Source organism: Kitasatospora sp. NPDC096147 (assembly GCF_044763225.1).
GTDB lineage: Bacteria > Actinomycetota > Actinomycetes > Streptomycetales > Streptomycetaceae > Kitasatospora.
This window is the reverse complement of the sequence record NZ_JBIWFX010000013.1, coordinates 92,843-110,964: the sequence shown is the minus strand read 5'-3', so window position 1 is coordinate 110,964 and position 18,122 is coordinate 92,843. Positions and strand designations below refer to the sequence as shown.

Below are 18,122 nucleotides of genomic sequence, written 5' to 3'. Positions count from 1 at the left end.
ACGACCACGAAGTCCGTTCCGCGCTAAAGATTCTCGTTGGGCCGGAAAAGCTGACCACGGAAGATCATCCGACCCGAAGGTGGCCCAGATGTCCTTTTGCAGCCGCGAGTTGTGGTCCTACTCGGAGATCGCCCGGCACATCAACGTCCAGCCCGACACCGTCCGCAACTACCGCCGGCACGGCCTGCTCCCCGACCCCGACGTGGTGGACGGCAGCGGCCACCCACGCTGGTACGCCGAGACCATCCGGGCCTGGGCCCGGAACCGCCCGGGCCACCGGTGAGGCCCCGGCCACCGGGGGCGGCCCGTTCTGGTGACATCAGCCACAGCACGGCACGGGGACGGGGGCAAAGTGCCGTCCGGCCCTTACTCTCGTCTGGCAGCCCGGCCACCGCGCACCGGTGGGCGTCCGGGGCTCGGACCATGACCAGACGGGGTGGAGGGGCTCGGCATGAAACTGACCGTGGTGGGGTGCTCGGGGAGCTTCCCCTCGGCCGAGTCGCCCTGCTCCAGCTACCTGGTCGAGGCCGACGGCTACCGGGTGCTGCTGGACCTCGGCAACGGCGCGCTCGGCGCGCTGCAGAAGTACGCCGGGCTCTACGAGATCGACGCGATCCTGCTCAGCCACCTGCACGCCGACCACTGCATCGACCTCTGCGCCTACTGGGTGGCCCGCAACTACCGCCTGGAGGGCTGCCCGGACCCGGTCCCGGTGTACGGCCCGGAGGGCACCGCCGAGCGCCTCGCCCGCGCCTACGACATGCCCGAACAGCCGGGCATGACCGAGGTGTTCGACTTCCACACGCTCACCGAGGGCAGCTTCGTGCTCGGCCCGCTGCGGGTCACCGTGGCCCGGGTGAACCACCCGGTGGAGGCGTTCGCCTTCCGGATCGAGCACGAGGGCCGCAGCCTGGTCTACTCCGGCGACACCGGGGAGAGCCCGGAGCTGGTCGAACTCGCCCGGGGCACAGAGCTGTTCCTCTGCGAGGCGGCCTACACCGACGGCAAGGAGACCTTCTCGGCGGTCCACCTGAACGGCCGGGAGGCCGGCCAGCACGCCGCCGCCGCCGGGGTCGGCCGACTGGTGCTGACCCACATCCCGCCGTGGACCGACCCGGAGGTCAACCGCCGGGACGCCGCCGCCGTCTTCCCGGGGCCGGTGGAGCTGGCCCGCCCCGGCGCCGTCTACCAGGTCTGAGGACGGCACCGGGGCCTGACGGGCGGTCAGCCCGCTCCGGTGCTCAGCCGGTGAGCCGCTCGCGCAGCGTCCCGACGGGGTACTCGGTACGGTGCACCCCGCGCCGCTGGAGCAGCGGCACCACGTGGTCGACGAAGTCGTCCAGCCCGCCCGGCGTCAGGTGCGGGATCAGGATGAAGCCGTCCGCCGCGTCGCGCTGGACGTGCTCGTCCAGCGCGGCGGCCACCGACTCGGGCGTGCCGACGAAGGAGTGCCGGCCGCTGAGCTCGATCACCACTTCGCGCGAGCTGAGCCCCTTGTCGGTGGCCAGCTTCCGGTAGCGGGCGGCGAGTTCGAGCGGATCGCCCAGCCGGGTGCGGCCCTGCACCAGGGTGGAGCCGGTCACCGGGTCGGCGGTCGGCAGCGGGCCGTCCGGGTCGTGGTCGGAGAGGTCGACGCCCCAGATCTGCTCCAGGTGGGCCAGCGCGGTTCGCGGGCTGACCTGCTGACGCCGAATCAGCGCGGAGCGCTCGGCCGCCTCGGCCTCGGTGGAGCCGAGCACGAAGGTCACCCCCGGCATGATCTTCAGCTGCTCGGGCCGCCGCCCGTACGCCGCCAGCCGCCGCTTGACGTCGGCGTGGAAGGCCCGGCCGTCCTCCACGGTGGAGTGCCGGCTGAACACCACGTCGGCGTGGGCGGCGGCGAACTCCCGTCCCTCGTCCGAGTCCCCGGCCTGGATGATCACCGGCCGCCCCTGCGGGGAGGGCGGCAGCGGCCCGGCGCCCTCGACGGTGAACTGCGGCCCGGAGTGCCGCACCACCCGGCCGTCCGAGGCCCAGAGCTCCGAGGCCAGCCGGACGAACTCCTCGGCCCGGCGGTACCGGTCGGCGTGGTCCAGGTAGCCGCCCCGGCGGAAGTTCTCGCCGGTGAAGGCGTCGTTGGAGGTGACCACGTTCCAGGCCGCCCGGCCGTCCGAGAGGAAGTCCAGCGAGGCCAGCCGGCGGGCCAGCTCGTACGGCTCGTTGAAGGTGGCGCTGACCGTGCCGGCCAGGCCGAGGTGGGTGGTGACGGCGGCCAGCGCGTTCAGCACGGTGATCGACTCGGGGCGCCCGACCACGTCCAGGTCGTGGATCCGCCCGTTCACCTCGCGCAGCCGCAGGCCCTCGGCCAGGAAGAAGAAGTCGAACAGCCCGCGCTCGGCGGTGCGGGCCAGCGCCTTGAAGGAGGAGAACTCGATCTGGCTGCGGGATTCCGGATCGGCCCAGACGGTGGTGCTGTTGACGCCGGGGAAGTGCGCGGCGAGGTGCACCTGCTTCTTCGGGCGGGCGCTCATCGGGCCACCCCCGCCGCGGCGGCGTAGCGGGAGACCGGGCGGGCCAGGCCGAGCCGGTCCCGCAGGGTGCCGCCCCGGCCGCTCCCGGCCGCCGTGGCGTCGATGAACTCCCGGAGGTCGGACGGGAGATGGCGGGGCACCAGGTGCAGGCCGTCGACCGCGCCGGCCCAGTCGGCGGGGCGCACACCGGGGGAGACCCGGGCCAGCACCGGCAGCGCCCGCCCGGCGGCGGCCCGCAGGGCGGCCCGGGCGGTGCCGGCGGCCTGCGGGGTCGGTGCGTCCAGCAGCACCAGGTCGGCGTGCAGGACAGCCAACTCCCTACGGGCGCCGCCCTCCTGGTGGCCGAGCCGGACGGCCACCACCGGGCGGCCCTGCGGCGGGCGGGGGGTGATCGAGGGGCCCTTGACCGAGAACCACCGGCCCTCGAAGTCGGCGTAGTGCAGCTTGTCCCGGTCGACGAACCGGCCGGTGGCGACGTCCCGGATCTCGGCGTCGTCCTCCCAGCTGTCCCACAGCCGGGCGGCCACCTCGACCGCGTCGGCGGCCTCCTGCCAGAGCTCCTCGGCCGGCAGCACCGGCCGCCGGCCGAAGGCCCGGGCCTCCTCCTCGGTGGCCGAGACGTCCACCAGCCAGCCGGCCCGGCCCTCGCTCACCCAGTCCAGGGTGTTCACCGCGAGGGAGGTGTGGAACGGCTCGGTGTGGGTGGTGGTGACGGTCGGCACCAGGCCGATCCGCGAGGTGGCGGGCGCGACCCGGGCGAACACCGCGAGCGCGTCCAGCAGGTTGGAGCCGGGGGCCAGCGAGTCGTCCAGGGTGACGAAGTCCAGCCCGCCGTGCTCGGCGAGCAGGGCGAGGTCGGTGTAGTGCGCGGCGGTCAGCGGCCCGGGGCCGTCCAGACCGGCGGAGAGCAGCAGGGGGTGGGGCACGGCGGGGCCTCGGCCTTCCGGAGGTGGGGTGGTGTCGGGGCTGGGATCAACCGCAGCGACGACACGCCGCCGACCACACGCGACCGAAGTCGATGTGGTCGCGGGTCACCAGGAAGCACGAGGCGCGCATGCCTCCAGTGGACCAGCGATCTTGGCGGCCCGTCAACCTCCGTCCACAACGCACCGACCCCGCCCGGCGGTTGCCGGACGGGGTCGGGGGAGCGGAGCGGGTCAGGCCTTGGTGATGTCCTCGATCTCGGCGTCGTCCTCGCGACCGGGGGTCTTGAGGTCGAACTTCACGATCGCCCAGCGGAACAGCACGTAGTAGAGCGCGGCGAAGGCCAGGCCGATCGGGATGATCAGCAGCGGCGAGCTGGCCTTGGAGTAGGCCAGGCCGAAGTCGATCAGACCGGCGGAGAAGGTGAAGCCGACCTTCACGCCGAGCGCCCAGGTGACGGCCATCGAGACGGCGGTCAGCACCGCGTGGATCACGTACAGCGCCGGGGCGATGAAGACGAAGGCGAACTCGATCGGCTCGGTCACACCGGTGACGAAGGAGGTCAGCGCGAGCGACATCATCATGCCCAGCACCGCGGCGCGGCGCTCCGGCTTGGCGGCGTGCGCGATGGCCAGCGCGGCGGCGGGCAGCGCGAACATCATGATCGGGTAGAAGCCGGAGGTGAACTGACCGGCCGTCGGGTCACCGGCGAAGAAGCGGGTGATGTCACCGTGCACGACGGTGCCGTCGGACTTGGTGAAGTCACCGGTCTGGAACCAGGCGTAGGAGTTGACGAACTGGTGCATGCCGACCGGCAGCAGACCGCGGTTGATCAGGCCGAAGGCACCGGCGCCGAGCGCGCCCGCGCCGATCAGGGAGTCGTTCAGGCTGCGGATGGCGTCGCCGATCGGGCCCCAGCAGAAGCCGAAGAACACGCCGACGGCGGTGCCGACGAAGGCCATGATGATCGGGACCAGGCGGCGGCCGTTGAAGAAGCCGAGCCAGTCGACCAGCTTGGTGCGGTGGTACTTCTGCCAGAGCACCGCGCTCAGCAGACCGATGACGATGCCGCCGAGCACACCCGGGTTCTGGTAGGTGGCGGCCTCGTCCTTGCCGGGCAGGATCTGGTACTCGGTGATCGGGAACGCGGTGAGCACGTTCTTGTAGACCAGGAAGCCGACCAGCGCGGCGAGCGCGGTGGAGCCGTCGGCCTTCTTGGCGAAGCCGATCGCGATGCCCACCGCGAAGAGCAGCGGCAGGTTGCCGAAGACCGCGTCACCGGCGGTCAGGAAGACGCTGGCGACCTTGCCCCAGCCGAGGCCGTCCTTGCCGAAGACGTCGTCCTGGCCGAGGCGGAGCAGCAGACCGGCGGCCGGCAGGACGGCGATCGGGAGCTGGAGGCTGCGGCCGATCTTCTGCAGGCCCTGGAGCAGACTCTGCCCGGCCTTCTTCGCAGGGGACGGCGACGGCGCCGTTGCTGTCGTGGTCATGGGGGTGGTTCCTAACGGCAGGGCGGGTCGGTCGGGGCTGTGCATCGGGGGGCCGAACCGCGAACTGGTCTACACCACTAGTGGTGTAGACCAGTTTTCTAGCACGCGCGGAGGGGGCTCGGAAGCCCGGGGTGGTGCGCAGGTGGGAAGCGCTATGAAATCGAAACCTTCTTTTGGATTGGTGATCATGGTTACCCGCCGTAATCGCCATTTTGGCGAGTTGCGCAACAAAAAGACCCGCTCCCGGTGGGGGTGCCACCGGGAGCGGGCCGCGTGCTGAGGGGGCGTCAGGCCTTGGTGACGTCCTCGACCTCGGAGTCGTCCTCGCGACCGGGGGTCTTGAGGTTGAACTTGGTGATCGCCCAGCGGAAGAGCACGTAGTAGACCACCGCGAAGCAGAGTCCGATCGGGATCACCAGCCAGGGCTTGGTGTCCAGGTGCCAGAGCGTCACGTAGTCGATCAGCCCGGCCGAGAAGGAGAAGCCGGCGTGCACCCCGAGGGCCCAGGTGACGAACATCGAGAGGCCGGTCAGGATCGCGTGGGCCACGTAGAGCATCGGCGCCAGGAACATGAAGGAGAACTCGATCGGCTCGGTGACGCCGGTGATGAAGCTGGTCGCGGCCAGCGAGAGCATCAGGCCGGTGATCTCCTTGCGGCGGTGCGGCTTGGCGCAGTGCGCGATGGCCAGCGCGGCGGCCGGGAGGCCGAACATCATGATCGGGAAGAAGCCGGAGGTGAACTGACCGGCCGTCGGGTCGCCGGCCAGGAAGCGGCTGATGTCGCCGTGCGCCACGGTGCCGGCCGCGTCGGTGAAGTCACCGGCCTGGAACCAGAAGAAGGTGTTCACGAACTGGTGCATGCCGACCGGCAGCAGGCCGCGGTTGACCACGCCGAAGATCGCCGAGCCGAACGAGCCGAGACCGATCAGCCAGTCGCTGAAGGCGTTGATGCCGTCGCCGATCGGGCCCCAGCAGAGCGCCACCACCACGCCGAGTGCGGCGCCGACGAAGGCCATGATGATCGGGACCAGCCGGCGGCCGTTGAAGAAGCCGAGCCAGTCGACCAGCTTGGTGCGGTGGTACTTCTGCCAGAGCACCGCGCTCAGCAGGCCGATGATGATGCCGCCGAGCACCCCGGGGTTCTGGTAGGTGGCGGCCACCCACTTCTCGCCCTCGATGTGGCCCTCGGTGACCGGGAACGCCTGGATCACCTTGTTGAAGGTCAGGTAGCCGACCACGGCGGCCAGCGCGGTGGAGCCGTCGGCCTTCTTGGCGAAGCCGATCGCGATGCCGATGCAGAACAGCAGCGGGAGGCCGAAGGAGCCGTCCAGGATCGCGGTGCCGCCGCCGAGCAGGACGGCGGAGACCTTGTCCCAGAAGTCGCCCTCCAGGTAGTTGGAGACCAGGTTGCCGAGGCTGACCAGCAGCCCGGCGGCCGGGAGCACGGCGACCGGGAGCTGGAGGCTGCGGCCGACCTTCTGGAGACCTTGCAGGAGGCCGGCTCCTGGCTTCCGGGCTGGTGCGGCGGTCGTACTCATGGGCTGTCCTTCGGGCGGTGGGCGGCGTTGCGCACCGATCGGTGATCGGCCGATTGGTCTACACCACTTGGGGTGCTGTGCTTTTCTAACACGCCGTTCAAACCCGGAGGAAATAACTGCGACGGTGGGGATTCCGGTAATTCTGCGGGTAATTCCACCAGGGTCCTTGGTCCTTTCCCGAGCATGCCGAAAGGCCCTCGGACCGGTGGGTCCGAGGGCCTTTCGGGGGAGTTGACGCCGGGTCAGGCCTTGGTGACGTCCTCGATCTCGTCCTCGTCCTCGCGACCGGGGGTCTTGAGGTCGAACCTGGTGATGACGAAGCGGAAGACCACGTAGTAGACCACCGCGAAGCAGAGTCCGATCGGGATGATCAGCCAGGGTTTGGTGGCCAGGCTCCAGTTGATGACGTAGTCGATCAGGCCGGCCGAGAAGGAGAAGCCGTCGTGCACGCCGAGCGCCCAGGTGACCGCCATCGAGACGCCGGTGAGCACCGCGTGCACGGCGTACAGCGCCGGGGCGACGTAGGCGAAGGAGTACTCCAGCGGCTCGGTGACGCCGGTGACGAAGGAGGTCAGGCCGACCGAGAGCATCAGGCCGGTGATCTCCTTGCGGCGGTGCGGCTTGGCGCAGTGCGCGATGGCCAGCGCGGCGGCGGGGAGCGCGAACATCATGATCGGGAAGAAGCCGGAGGTGAACTGGCCGGCCGTCGGGTCGCCCGCCAGGAAGCGGTTGATGTCGCCGTTGACCTCGGTGCCGTCCGGCTTGGTGAAGGTGCCGAACTGGAACCAGAGGAAGGTGTTCAGCAGCTGGTGCATGCCGATCAGCAGCAGCGCGCGGTTGGCGAGGCCGAAGATGCCGGAGCCCACCGCGTCCAGGTCGGAGAGCCACTCGCTGAAGGAGTTGAGCGCGTCGCCGATCGGCGGCCAGACCCAGAGGCAGATGCAGGCGAAGGCCAGGCCCATCACGGCGGTGATCATCGGGACCAGGCGCCGGCCGTTGAAGAAGCCGAGCCAGTCGACCAGCCGGACCCGGTGGTAGCGCACCCACAGCCAGGCCGACATCAGGCCGATCGCGATGCCGCCCAGCACGCCGGGGTTCTGGTAGACCGCGTTGGAGGACTTCTGGGCCGCGTAGTCCACGCACTGGTTGCCGACCAGCTTGGCCGCGCCCGCGCAGTCCTCCGGGAAGGCCTGCAGGACCGTGAAGTAGACCAGGAAGCCGACCACGGCGGCCAGCGCGGTGGAGCCGTCGGCCTTCTTGGCCATGCCGATCGCGACGCCGATGCAGAACAGCAGCGGCAGTCCGAGGTTGGAGCTGAGCAGCGCGCCGCCGGCCGCCGCGAAGACCTTGGCCACGTTGTCCCAGCCGAGGCCGTCCGCGCCGAACACGTCCGGCTGGCCGATCCGGTTGAGCAGGCCGGCGGCGGGCAGCACCGCCACCGGGAGCTGGAGGCTGCGGCCCATCTTCTGGAGGCCGCCGTACAGGCCGTGCCACCACTGTTTCTGCGGAACTACCGCGCCTGCCGAACTCATCATCGTCCTCCGAGTGCCGAACCGGTCCGGGCAGGAACACCGGAGGACGGCGGCGCGTTGTCCGAAGTGCACCTAATATTGGTGTAGACCACTTCTGGTACGACGGGCCCCGCGGGTCCGGGTTCCCACTGATCGTCATCCTGGGGTGACCATCGGCGGCGCGCGCGTCGTGCGCGGCCAAAAGTGGACTAACGTGGCAAGTCGGTCGGACTCGGGCGATGCTGTCCGTGCGCCGTGGTGGGCGCGGCAACTGAGCCCGCGTCACCTTCCGGCCACTGCCACCAGCACCGAGCGGTACGGTCCCCGGCGGAGCTGCCGGGAGCCGAGACAGAGGGAGAAAGACATGGCCAGCAAGGCTGAGAAGATCGTCGCCGGCCTCGGCGGCATCGACAACATCGAAGAGGTCGAGGGCTGCATCACCCGCCTGCGCACCGAGGTCAAGGACGCCTCCCTGGTCGACGAAGCCGCGCTGAAGGCCGCCGGCGCCCACGGCGTCGTCAAGATGGGCACCGCGATCCAGGTCGTCATCGGCACCGACGCCGACCCGATCGCCGCCGACATCGAGGACATGATGTGAGCTGAGACCCCCTCAGGTCCCAGCGCGAGCCGGCCCGTCACCCCGCCAGGGGTGCACGGGCCGTTCTGCTTCCCGGCGGCGGTCCACCACGCGGCCGGGGCGGCCGGGACGGGGGCCCGCAGCGGATAGGCTCGGTGCCATGTCTCGCATCGACGGCCGCACGCCCGATCAGCTCCGCCCGGTCACCATCGAACGCGGATGGAGCAAGCACGCCGAAGGCTCCGTCCTGGTCTCCTACGGGGACACCAAGGTGCTCTGCACCGCCAGCGTCACCGAGGGCGTGCCGCGCTGGCGCAAGGGCAGCGGCGAGGGCTGGGTCACCGCCGAGTACGCCATGCTGCCCCGGGCCACCAACACCCGTGGCGACCGCGAGTCGGTGCGCGGCAAGATCGGGGGCCGCACCCACGAGATCAGCCGGCTGATCGGCCGCTCGCTGCGCGCCGTGGTCGACCACCGCGCGCTGGCCGAGAACACCATCGTGCTCGACTGCGACGTGCTCCAGGCCGACGGCGGCACCCGGACCGCCGCCATCACCGGCGCCTACGTCGCGCTGGCGGACGCGGTGTCCTGGGCCCGCGAGAAGAAGCTGCTGCGGGCCAAGGGCCAGCCGATCACCGGCGGGGTCAGCGCGGTCAGCGTGGGCATCATCGACGGCGTCCCGATGCTCGACCTCCGCTACGAGGAGGACGTCCGGGCCGAGACCGACATGAACATCGTCTGCACCTCGGACGGCCGCTTCGTCGAGGTCCAGGGCACCGCCGAGGGCGCGCCCTTCGACCGTGCGCTGCTGGACCAGCTGCTGGACCTGGGCACGCTGGGCTGCGCCGAGCTGGACGAGGTCCAGAAGAAGGCGCTGGAGTCGCTGCAGGGCTGACCGGTGGTCAGGACCGCCACCGGGAACCGGTGGCGGTCGCCGGTCGTCCTCCCGGGTGCCAGCCCCACCCGACCGGAGGACCCGATGCCGTTCCGCACCCACCGCTCCACCGTCCTGTCCGTCGCCGCGCTGGCCCTGCTGGTGCCGCTCGGCGTGGGCTGCTCGGCCGCGCAGAAGGCGCTGGACTGCGGCAGCACCGCCGTCACCATCAGCTCGGACATCGTCGAGGTGAGCAACGCCTTCGGCAACGCGCAGAACGACCCGCAGGCGGCCGGTCAGGCCCTCCAGAAGCTCAAGACCGACCTGGACAAGCTGGGCCGCAACTCCAGCGACACCGACGTCGCCAAGGCCGTCACCGACCTGCAGACCCAGGTCGAGAACCTCCAGCAGGCGGCCAACGCCAACCGGGTCCCCGACCTCAAGCCGCTCGGCGACGCGGCGGCGAACCTCTCCAAGGTCTGCACCGGCTGACGCTCCGTCGGAGACGGGCCCGGCCGGGCGGCTGCCGTGCTCCGCAAGTGGCCCGGGCGGCCGGCCCGGGGGCGGGGGTCCGTTCGGTGCGGCTCGGGTGCCGGGTGGGCGCGGACGCCCCGTCAGGAGCCGGACGGGGGCTCCGCGTCGGCCATCCGCCCGGTCCGGCCGATCCGGAAGGGGCCGAGGCCCGGTTCCGGACTCCGTACGGGCCCCGGGCTCCGGGCTCCGGGCCCTGGGATCTGACCCTTGGCCCCGGCCTCCGCGATCCGCTGTCCGGTCGGCCCGGGCGGCAGCGCCTAGGCTGGCCGCATGACTACCCGACGACTCGTCCTCGCCACCCGGAACCGGCACAAGGTGACCGAGCTGCGCGACATCCTCGGTGCGGCCGGCCTCGACGTGGAGCTGGTCGGGGCCGACGCCTACCCCGAGATCCCGGACGTCCCGGAGACCGGCGTGACCTTCGCGGAGAACGCCCTGCTGAAGGCGCACGCGCTGGCCCGCGCCACCGGACTGCCGGCCGTCGCGGACGACTCCGGCCTCTGCGTGGACGTGCTGAACGGCGCCCCCGGGATCTTCTCCGCCCGCTGGGCCGGCAAGCACGGTGACGACGTGGCCAACCTGGACCTGCTGCTGGCCCAGCTCTCCGACATCGCCGAGCCGCACCGGGGCGCGCACTTCGCCTGCGCCGCGGCCTTCGCGCTGCCGGACGGCACCGAGCGGGTGGTGGAGGGCCGGCTGCCCGGGACCCTGCGCACCGAGCCGGCCGGGAGCGGCGGCTTCGGCTACGACCCGATCCTCCAGCCGCTCGGCGAGAGCCGGACCTGCGCCGAGCTCACCCCGGAGGAGAAGAACGCCATCAGCCACCGGGGCCAGGCGTTCCGCGGCCTCGCCCCGGTGGTCCGGGAGCTGCTCGGCTGACCCGTCGTCACCCCGCGCCCCCGCCCTGACGGGACGTGAGAAGGCCCCCGCCTCCGGATGATCCGGAGGCGGGGGCCTTCCCGTTGTGCGGCCTGAGGGATTCGAACCCTCACGAGGTCTCCCTCACGGGCACCTAAAGCCAGCGCGTCTGCCGTTCCGCCAAGGCCGCAGGGTGCTTCGCCGCCATGCTACTTGGCCGGTCGGCCACCCGGCACCTGCCTTACCGCCGGGGCCCGCGCCGGGGGCGCCCGGGGCAGCCCCGGGCGCCCCCGGGGAGGCGCTCGGAGCGGTGCCCGATCCGGTCAAACCCGATTCCCAAGGATTGGCCAAGTCGTTGTGATCACGGGATCGCCGCACCGGGCACCGGGGAGGCCCGGAACGTCACCCGGCACGAAGCACCCTTGGGGCCAAAGGGTCGGGCGGATACGGAAGATGAACGGGTGATGAGCATCACCTGACGGTCCAGGTCTCGGTTCTTCGTCTATTGGTACAGACCTATTGACCTCTGTGGTTCAGACCACATAGCTTCTCGGCAATTCCCCCACAGCGTGCGTTCCCACAGCGCGCGCCGGCACTCTCCCCTGGAGGAACGAGTGTTGATCCGAAGCACGACGGAGCAGCGTCCCACCGCTGCGGGCCGTCGGACGTCCGGCAAGCGGGTGGCCTTCGCCACCTCTGCCGCGGCCGCCATGGCCGGACTGCTGGTCGCCACGCTCGGCACCGCGCCCTCGCAGGCCGCCGCCGCCGTCGACAACCAGTCCTGTCGCCCCGACGGCATGTACTCCACGCCCGGCGTGGACGTGCCGTACTGCAGCGTCTACGACACCGAGGGCCGCGAGAAGATGGGCGCGGACCACCAGCGCCGCATCATCGGCTACTTCACCGGCTGGCGGACCGGCAAGGACGGCACCCCCGCCTACCTGGCCAACAACATCCCGTGGGACAAGGTCACCCACATCAACTACGCCTTCGCGCACATCGACGGCAGCAACAAGCTCTCGGTCGGTGACGACACCCCGACCAACGAGGCGACCGGCATCACCTTCCCCGGCGTGGCCGGCGCGGAGATGGACCCGACGCTGCCGTACAAGGGTCACTTCAACCTGCTGACCAAGTACAAGAAGCAGTACCCGAACGTCAAGACCCTGATCTCGGTGGGTGGTTGGGCCGAGACCGGCGGCTACTTCGGTGCCGACGGCAAGCGCGTCAACTCGGGCGGCTTCTACAACACCACGGTGAACGCGGACGGTTCGGTCAACCAGACCGGCATCAACACCTTCGCCGACTCCGCCGTGGACTTCATCAAGAAGTACGGCTTCAACGGCGTCGACATCGACTACGAGTACGCCACCTCGATGAAGGACGCGGGCAACCCGCTCGACTGGACCACCGCGAACGCCAAGCGCGGCTCGCTGGTCAAGGCGTACGACGCGCTGCTGAAGACCCTGCGCGAGAAGCTGGACCGGGCCGGCGCCACCGACGGCAAGCACTACATGCTGACCGTCGCCGCTCCGTCCTCCGGGTACCTGCTCCGCGGCATGGAGACGTACCAGATGGCGAAGTACCTGGACTACGTCAACATCATGTCGTACGACCTGCACGGCGCCTGGAACAAGTACGTCGGCCCGAACGCCTCGCTGTTCGACGACGGCAAGGACGCCGAGCTGGCCGCCGCCAACGTGTACGGCACCTCGCAGTACGGCGGCATCGGCTACCTCAACACCGACTGGGCGTACCACTACTTCCGCGGGGCGATGACCTCCGGCCGGATCAACGTCGGCCTGCCGTACTACACCCGCGGCTTCAAGAACGTCACCGGCGGCACCAACGGTCTCTGGGGCACCGCCTCGACCAACAACTGCCCGGCCGGCTCCGGTCTGACGACCTGTGGTGACGGCGCCGTCGGCATCGACAACATCTGGAACGACAAGGACACCAACGGGGTCGAGTCCCCGGCGGGCTCCAACCCGATGTGGCACGCCAAGAACCTGGAGAAGGGCATCGTCCCGGACTACCTCTCCAAGTACGGCGTCAGCGACACCGCGCTCCAGGGCACCTACACCCGCAACTACGACTCGACCCTGGTCGCGCCGTGGCTGTGGAACGCGCAGAAGAAGGTCTTCCTCTCCACCGAGGACGAGCAGTCGGTCGGCGCCAAGGCCGACTACGTCGTGAACAACGGCATCGGCGGCGCGATGATCTGGGAGCTGGCCGGCGACTACAAGTGGGACGCCGCCAAGAACCAGTACGTGCCGGGCTCGACCCTGACCTCGCTGATGTACGACAAGTTCAAGTCCGCCTCGGCGTACGGCGCGAAGCGCTCCACCATCGCGCTGCCGCAGCAGACCCTGCCGATCGACGTCGAGTTCAACAGCTTCGCGCTGGGCGACTCGAACTACCCGATCAGCCCGAAGCTGAAGATCACCAACAACTCCACGGTGACCCTGCCGGGCGGTACCGAGTTCCAGTTCGACTACTCGACCTCGGCCCCGGGCAACGCCAAGGACTCCTCCGGCTTCGGCCTCACCACGATCCGTCAGGACCACACCGGCAACAACGTCGGCGGCCTGAAGGGCATCTACAACCGGGCCTCGGTCAAGCTCCCCGGCTGGCAGTCGCTGGCCCCGGGCGCCTCGCTGACCATGGACTTCACGTACTACCTGCCGGTCTCGACCCCGAGCAACTGGACCGTGAACGTCGGTGGCACGCTCTACGGCCTGAACTCGGACCTGACCCGCGGCAGCGGCGGCGCGACCTCCTCGCCGTCCCCGTCCACCTCGGCCAGCCCGTCCCCGTCGACCTCGGCCTCGCCGTCGCCCTCCGCCTCGGCCTCGCCGTCGGCCTCCGCGTCGCCGTCGCCGAGCACCTCCGCCTCCCCGTCGGCCTCGGCCTCGCCGAGCCCGTCCGGTGGCACCTGCACCGCACCGAGCTGGGCCTCCGGCACGGTGTACGCCAGCCCCACCAAGGTCTCCTGGAAGGGCCGCTACTACCAGAACAAGTGGTGGACCACCGGAGAGGACCCCTCGACCACCGGTCAGTGGGGCGTGTGGACCGACCTCGGCGCCTGCTGAACTGAGGCCCTGAGGTAACAGACGGCGGTGGCGGTGCACCCGGTCGGGGGGTGCGCCGCCACCGCTCTGCGTTTCCTGCGTCCCCGAGGGGCTTCCCGTGTTGCCTGAGCGACCGTCAGACGGTCTCGATCTTCAGGTCGCGGAGCAGCTTGGCGACGTGGCCGGTGGCCTTGACGTTGTAGAGGGCGCGCTCGACCTTGCCCTGCTCGTCCACGATCACGGTGGAGCGGATGACGCCCTGGTAGGTGCGGCCGTAGTTCACCTTCTCGCCGTACGCGGCGTACGCCTCCAGCACCGCGTGGTCCTCGTCGGCCAGCAGGGTGACCTTGAGGTTCTCGGCCTCGCGGAACTTGCCCAGCTTGGCCGGCTTGTCGGGCGAGATGCCGATCACGTCGTAGCCGGAGCCCGCGAAGACCTCCAGGTTGTCGGTGAAGTCGCAGGCCTGCTTGGTGCAGCCGGGGGTGAGCGCGGCCGGGTAGAAGTAGACGATCACCTTGCGGCCGAGGTGGTCGGCGAGGGAGACCTGGTTGCCGTCGGCGTCCGGCAGGGTGAAGGCGGGGGCGGTGTCGCCGGGCTGAAGGCGCTCGCTCATGGTGGGGCTTCTCCTCGTGCTCGCTCGTGGGTCGTGCCGTCGCCAACCTACCTCCGTTGGTGGGTGGCACTGCGCGGCCCGGGCGGCGAGCTGACAGACTGACACCTGTCGTAGCGGAAGACCGAGTGAGAAGGGGTGGCCCGAGTGGGCAAGGCCGGAGCAGAGCAGAAGGCGGGGCGGTCCACCGCACAGATCGAGGCGGACATCGCGCGCACCCGCACCCAGCTCGCGGCGACCCTGGACGAGCTGGCCGTCCGGGTGCACCCGAGCACCATCGCCGCGCAGACCAAGGCCAAGGTGGTCGGCTCGGTCGAGGAGAAGGCCGGCCGGGCGTACGTGGCCACGAGCGGTGCGGTGGAGCAGCTCAAGGCGCAGTTCACCGACGAGAAGGGGCAGCCGCGTCCGGACCGGATCGTGCCGGCCGCGCTGGTCGGCGTCGGCGTGCTGCTGCTGGTCGGCGCGGTGCGCCGGCGTCGGCGCGGCTGAGCCCCGCGCGGTGACCGGACGGGGTCGGGCCCATCGGGCCCGGCCCCGTTCCCGCATTCCGGTCCGGCGTCACGCCCGGCCGGGTGGCCGGGTACCGTCGGGGACGTGAACGAAGAGCGGAACGAGCAGCAGGCCCCGACCCGGCACGACCGGCTGGGCGAGAAGCTGCCGATCAAGATGCTGCACGACCGGGTGCTGGTGAAGACCGAGGGCAGCGAGGGGGAGCGCCGCTCCACCGGCGGCATCCTCATCCCGGCCACCGCCGAGCTGTCCAAGCGCTGCACCTGGGCCGAGGCGGCGGCCGTCGGCCAGAGCGTGCGCTCGGTGGAGCCGGGTGACCGGGTGCTCTACGACCCGGAGGACAAGCTGGAGGTCGAGGTGGGCGGCGCGACCTACGTGCTGCTGCGCGAGCGCGACCTGCACGCGGTGGCGGCCACCCGGTTCGGTGACGCGGAGGGCTCGACCGGGCTCTACCTCTGACCCGGAGCCGCTGACGGGGACTCGGGGCGGCGGGCCCCGGCGGCCTGCTGGCCCTGGCCCGGGCCCTGGGTCCGGCTCGCCGGCTGGCTCTGGGCGGCCTGACTCCGGCTCACCTGACCCGGGCTCACCTGACCTGGGCTCACCTGCCCTTGGCTCACGGTCGGATCCGGCACCCGGCTGGCCGCCGGGCTCCGGCTCGGCGGGACGGCCGGTCCGGTCGGCGAGGGGGAGCGGCTGCCCGACGGGGAGAGCGGCGCGGTGGGTGTGACCGAGGGCGTGCGGCTCGGCAGCCGGGACGGGGAGAGCGGGGACACGGGGGTCGGGCTCGGGCCGGTGGTCGGGTCCTCGGGCGTGGGGCTCGGGGTACTGGTCGGTGAGGGACTGGTCGTGGCCGAGGGTGAGGCGGCGTCGGTCGGCTGGGCGTTGCCCTGGCCGGGCTGGAGGTCGAACTGCCGGACGGGGGTGCCGCGCAGTGCCCCGGTCATGTAGGCGGTCCAGATCTGGGTCGGGAAGGCGCCGCCGTTGATCCGGTTGTACCCGGCCGTGCCGGCCAGCGACTCCTTGGCGTGGGTGGTCGGGTTCTCCCTGAACAGGCCGACCACGGTGGCCAGTTCGGGTGTGTACCCGGCGAACCAGGCCGACCGGTTGCTGTCCGTGGTGCCGGTCTTGCCGGCCGCCGGGCGGCCCAGGCCCAGCGCCCGGGCGCCGGTGCCGTCGGGGGCGATCACGTCCTGGAGCACGTCGGTGACGGCGTCGGCGGTGCCCCGGGAGACCGCCTCCCGGGCGGGGTGCGCGGGCAGCTCGGGCAGGTCGGTGAAGCCGCTGGAGCGCTCCAGCTTGAGCACGGCCCACGGGGCGTACGCCTGGCCGTGGTTGGCGAGCGCGGCGTAGGCGGCGGCCAGGTCCACCGCGCTGGGGGTGGAGGTGCCCAGGGTCATCGAGGAGTTGGCCGGGTCCATGCCGGGGGTGGTGTCCGGCAGTCCGAGCTTCACGGCGGTGTCCCGCACCTTGGCCAGGCCGGCGTCCACGCCCTCCTGGGCGTAGACCGCGTTCACCGACTTCACCATGGCGTACCGCAGGGTGATCGAGCCGTAGTCCACGTCGTCCTCGTTGGGCGGCGCGTAGGCGGTCGGGCCGCCGACCACCGGGCGGCGGGTGGAGCCGTCGTAGACGGTCCGGGTGGTGATCGGGCGCCCGTCCTGGGTGCGGCCGCCCTCCAGACCGGCGGCCAGGTCGAAGGGCTTGAAGGTGGAGCCGACCTGGTTGTCCTGCCGGAGCGCGTCGTTGTACTGCTGCTTGCTGTGGTCCGGCCCGCCGTAGGCGGCCACCAGCCTCCCGGTGCCGGGCTCCACCGAGGCCCCGGCGACCCGGACGTCGGTGTCGGTGGAGGGCCGGGCGGCCGGGTCCAGCTCGGCGGTCAGCTCGTCCTTGACCGCCTGGACGAAGGCGTCCTGCCGGGCCTTGTCGAAGGTGGTGGTGATCCGCCAGCCGCCGGCCTTCAGGGTGGCGGCGTCCAGCACCTCGGCCCCGGTGAGGTAGTTCTCGGCGATCTCCACCAGGTACCCGGCCTGGCCGCCCAGGCCGGTCAGCGGCTGCGGGTCGACCGGCTCGGGGAAGGTGGTCGTGGCCCGGGCGGCGGCGTCCAGGAAGCCCAGGGTGACCATGCCGTCCAGCACGTAGTTCCACCGGGCCAGGGCCCGGGCCCGGTTCGCCGGGGTGGCGGTCTTCACGTCGAAGGCGCTGGGCGCCTGGAGCAGGGCGGCCAGGTAGGCGCCCTGACCGACCGTCAGCCGGGAGACGTCCACGCCGTAGTACGCCTTGGCGGCGGTCTGGACGCCGTAGGCGTTGCGGCCGTAGTAGCTGGTGTTCAGGTAGCCCTGGAGGATCTCGTCCTTGCTCTGCCGCTGGTCCACCTTGAGCGCGATGAACAGCTCCTTGACCTTGCGGGAGAGGGTCTGGTCCTGCGTCAGGTAGTAGTTCTTGACGTACTGCTGGGTGATGGTGGAGCCGCCCTGGGTGCCCTTGCCGGTCGCGGTGTTCCAGGCGGCCCGGGCGGTGCCGCGCAGGTCCACGCCCTTGTTCCGGTAGAAGCTGCGGTCCTCGGCGGCGATCACCGCGTGCTGGGTTTCCAGCGGGATCTGACGGATCGGCACGTCCTGGCGGTTCACCGTGCCGGTGCGGGCCAGCTCGGTGGTGCCGTCGGCGTAGTAGTAGACGTTGCTCTGGGCCACCGCCCGGGTGTTCGGGTCGGGGACGGGGACGATCAGGTAGAGCGTCACGAAGCCGGCCAGGCCGAGCAGCAGCAGGGTGAGCAGGGTGCCGAGCACCATCCGCCAGGTCGGTACCGCCCGGCGCCAGAGCGGGAGGGCCCGGCGGCGCGCCTTCCGGGCCGCGCGCCGGGCGCGACGGCGGTCGCGCCGGGAGCCCTCGGCCAAGTCCTCCGACTCCAGACCGTCGGGGGAGGGGGGTCCCGGCTGCGCGGGCTCCGGCTGCTGGTCCATGGGGGAAGTATGGGCGAATTGATGCTGAATCAGATGTTTTGACGGTCTCGACGGGGTGGCGGGCGTGGTGCCGACCGTGCCGACGGGCGTCGGTAATTCGGCTGCGCGCCGCAGCGGGCAGCGGTACGTTGAAAGGTGACAACCCCATAGCGCGG

The 18,122-nt window shown here is 71.1% G+C and carries 16 protein-coding genes and 1 tRNA gene; 9 read left to right on the top strand and 8 right to left on the bottom strand.

Going from position 1 to position 18,122, the window contains the following annotated elements; genetic code table 11:
* The first annotated feature begins 88 nt into the window (after positions 1–88).
* Both ACIRBX_RS30700 and ACIRBX_RS30695 read left to right on the top strand, forming a co-directional pair.
* Entirely contained in the window at positions 89–283 is a 195-nt protein-coding gene (locus tag ACIRBX_RS30700; protein ID WP_402301912.1) for a helix-turn-helix transcriptional regulator, read from the top strand.
* Between the two features lie 168 nt (positions 284–451).
* The gene (locus ACIRBX_RS30695; RefSeq protein ID WP_402301910.1) at positions 452–1,198 is read left to right on the top strand and encodes an MBL fold metallo-hydrolase; all 747 of its coding nucleotides are present in this window, start codon (positions 452–454) and stop codon (positions 1,196–1,198) included.
* A gap of 43 nt (positions 1,199–1,241) precedes the next feature.
* On the opposite strand, the gene ACIRBX_RS30690 is transcribed toward ACIRBX_RS30695, so the two are convergent.
* The 5 genes from ACIRBX_RS30690 to ACIRBX_RS30670 all read right to left on the bottom strand — a co-directional run bounded on the left by ACIRBX_RS30690 (position 1,242) and on the right by ACIRBX_RS30670 (position 7,994).
* Positions 1,242–2,510 (bottom strand): LLM class flavin-dependent oxidoreductase, encoded by a 1,269-nt coding sequence (locus ACIRBX_RS30690; protein WP_402301908.1) that lies wholly within the window; start codon positions 2,508–2,510, stop codon positions 1,242–1,244.
* Positions 2,507–3,436 carry an LLM class flavin-dependent oxidoreductase gene (locus ACIRBX_RS30685; protein WP_402301906.1) on the bottom strand — a complete coding sequence of 310 codons (930 nt, stop codon included), beginning with the start codon at positions 3,434–3,436 and terminating at the stop codon, positions 2,507–2,509. The genes ACIRBX_RS30690 and ACIRBX_RS30685 overlap by 4 nt, the downstream gene beginning before the upstream one ends.
* Before the next feature lie 231 nt (positions 3,437–3,667).
* Positions 3,668–4,924, bottom strand: a complete 1,257-nt coding sequence (locus ACIRBX_RS30680) for a PTS transporter subunit EIIC (protein ID WP_402301903.1) — start codon at positions 4,922–4,924, stop codon at positions 3,668–3,670.
* A gap of 287 nt (positions 4,925–5,211) precedes the next feature.
* Positions 5,212–6,462 (bottom strand): PTS transporter subunit EIIC, encoded by a 1,251-nt coding sequence (locus ACIRBX_RS30675; protein ID WP_402301900.1) that lies wholly within the window; start codon positions 6,460–6,462, stop codon positions 5,212–5,214.
* Between the two features lie 242 nt (positions 6,463–6,704).
* Positions 6,705–7,994 (bottom strand): PTS transporter subunit EIIC, encoded by a 1,290-nt coding sequence (locus tag ACIRBX_RS30670; RefSeq protein WP_402301898.1) that lies wholly within the window; start codon positions 7,992–7,994, stop codon positions 6,705–6,707.
* Between the two features lie 343 nt (positions 7,995–8,337).
* Here ACIRBX_RS30670 and ACIRBX_RS30665 point away from each other — a divergent pair, with 343 nt between their 5' ends.
* The 4 genes from ACIRBX_RS30665 (at position 8,338) to rdgB (ending at position 10,837) form a co-directional block, all read left to right on the top strand.
* Positions 8,338–8,571, top strand: a complete 234-nt coding sequence (locus ACIRBX_RS30665; RefSeq protein ID WP_030060521.1) for a glucose PTS transporter subunit EIIB — start codon at positions 8,338–8,340, stop codon at positions 8,569–8,571.
* 139 nt (positions 8,572–8,710) lie between these two features.
* A complete protein-coding gene (rph, locus tag ACIRBX_RS30660; protein WP_402301897.1) occupies positions 8,711–9,445 on the top strand; it encodes a ribonuclease PH in 735 nt (244 codons plus the stop codon).
* 84 nt (positions 9,446–9,529) lie between these two features.
* Positions 9,530–9,916: a hypothetical protein gene (locus ACIRBX_RS30655; protein WP_402301895.1), complete on the top strand. Its 387-nt coding sequence runs from the start codon at positions 9,530–9,532 to the stop codon at positions 9,914–9,916.
* Positions 9,917–10,228: 312 nt separating this feature from the next.
* On the top strand, positions 10,229–10,837 hold the full coding sequence (rdgB, locus tag ACIRBX_RS30650) for an RdgB/HAM1 family non-canonical purine NTP pyrophosphatase (protein WP_402301894.1): 609 nt from the start codon (positions 10,229–10,231) through the stop codon (positions 10,835–10,837).
* 86 nt (positions 10,838–10,923) lie between these two features.
* On the opposite strand, the gene ACIRBX_RS30645 is transcribed toward rdgB, so the two are convergent.
* Positions 10,924–11,006: transfer RNA gene (locus tag ACIRBX_RS30645), tRNA-Leu, on the bottom strand.
* Positions 11,007–11,526: 520 nt separating this feature from the next.
* Between ACIRBX_RS30645 and ACIRBX_RS30640 the strand changes: the two genes are divergently transcribed.
* The gene (locus ACIRBX_RS30640) at positions 11,527–13,908 is read left to right on the top strand and encodes a chitinase C-terminal domain-containing protein (RefSeq protein ID WP_402302092.1); all 2,382 of its coding nucleotides are present in this window, start codon (positions 11,527–11,529) and stop codon (positions 13,906–13,908) included.
* Between the two features lie 115 nt (positions 13,909–14,023).
* On the opposite strand, the gene bcp is transcribed toward ACIRBX_RS30640, so the two are convergent.
* A complete protein-coding gene (bcp, locus tag ACIRBX_RS30635) occupies positions 14,024–14,500 on the bottom strand; it encodes a thioredoxin-dependent thiol peroxidase (RefSeq protein WP_402301893.1) in 477 nt (158 codons plus the stop codon).
* Between the two features lie 144 nt (positions 14,501–14,644).
* On the opposite strand from bcp, the gene ACIRBX_RS30630 reads away from it, so the two are divergent.
* Together ACIRBX_RS30630 and ACIRBX_RS30625 are read left to right on the top strand one after the other, a co-directional pair.
* A complete protein-coding gene (locus ACIRBX_RS30630; RefSeq protein WP_402301892.1) occupies positions 14,645–14,986 on the top strand; it encodes a DUF3618 domain-containing protein in 342 nt (113 codons plus the stop codon).
* Positions 14,987–15,163: 177 nt separating this feature from the next.
* On the top strand, positions 15,164–15,466 hold the full coding sequence (locus tag ACIRBX_RS30625) for a GroES family chaperonin (RefSeq protein WP_402302091.1): 303 nt from the start codon (positions 15,164–15,166) through the stop codon (positions 15,464–15,466).
* On the opposite strand, the gene ACIRBX_RS30620 is transcribed toward ACIRBX_RS30625, so the two are convergent.
* On the bottom strand, positions 15,457–17,967 hold the full coding sequence (locus ACIRBX_RS30620) for a transglycosylase domain-containing protein (protein ID WP_402301889.1): 2,511 nt from the start codon (positions 17,965–17,967) through the stop codon (positions 15,457–15,459). The two genes, ACIRBX_RS30625 and ACIRBX_RS30620, sit on opposite strands and share 10 nt — an antisense overlap.
* Positions 17,968–18,122: the final 155 nt, after the last annotated feature.

Coding starts and splice junctions, on each gene's coding strand:
- bcp (WP_402301893.1), bottom strand. CDS start 14,500: ATGAGCGAGCGCCTTCAGCCCGGCGACACCGCCCCCGCCTTCACCCTG.
- ACIRBX_RS30670 (WP_402301898.1), bottom strand. CDS start 7,994: ATGAGTTCGGCAGGCGCGGTAGTTCCGCAGAAACAGTGGTGGCACGGC.
- ACIRBX_RS30675 (WP_402301900.1), bottom strand. CDS start 6,462: ATGAGTACGACCGCCGCACCAGCCCGGAAGCCAGGAGCCGGCCTCCTG.
- rdgB (WP_402301894.1), top strand. CDS start 10,229: ATGACTACCCGACGACTCGTCCTCGCCACCCGGAACCGGCACAAGGTG.
- rph (WP_402301897.1), top strand. CDS start 8,711: ATGTCTCGCATCGACGGCCGCACGCCCGATCAGCTCCGCCCGGTCACC.
- ACIRBX_RS30665 (WP_030060521.1), top strand. CDS start 8,338: ATGGCCAGCAAGGCTGAGAAGATCGTCGCCGGCCTCGGCGGCATCGAC.
- ACIRBX_RS30640 (WP_402302092.1), top strand. CDS start 11,527: ATGGCCGGACTGCTGGTCGCCACGCTCGGCACCGCGCCCTCGCAGGCC.
- ACIRBX_RS30695 (WP_402301910.1), top strand. CDS start 452: ATGAAACTGACCGTGGTGGGGTGCTCGGGGAGCTTCCCCTCGGCCGAG.
- ACIRBX_RS30690 (WP_402301908.1), bottom strand. CDS start 2,510: ATGAGCGCCCGCCCGAAGAAGCAGGTGCACCTCGCCGCGCACTTCCCC.
- ACIRBX_RS30620 (WP_402301889.1), bottom strand. CDS start 17,967: ATGGACCAGCAGCCGGAGCCCGCGCAGCCGGGACCCCCCTCCCCCGAC.
- ACIRBX_RS30700 (WP_402301912.1), top strand. CDS start 89: ATGTCCTTTTGCAGCCGCGAGTTGTGGTCCTACTCGGAGATCGCCCGG.
- ACIRBX_RS30625 (WP_402302091.1), top strand. CDS start 15,164: ATGCTGCACGACCGGGTGCTGGTGAAGACCGAGGGCAGCGAGGGGGAG.
- ACIRBX_RS30680 (WP_402301903.1), bottom strand. CDS start 4,924: ATGACCACGACAGCAACGGCGCCGTCGCCGTCCCCTGCGAAGAAGGCC.
- ACIRBX_RS30655 (WP_402301895.1), top strand. CDS start 9,530: ATGCCGTTCCGCACCCACCGCTCCACCGTCCTGTCCGTCGCCGCGCTG.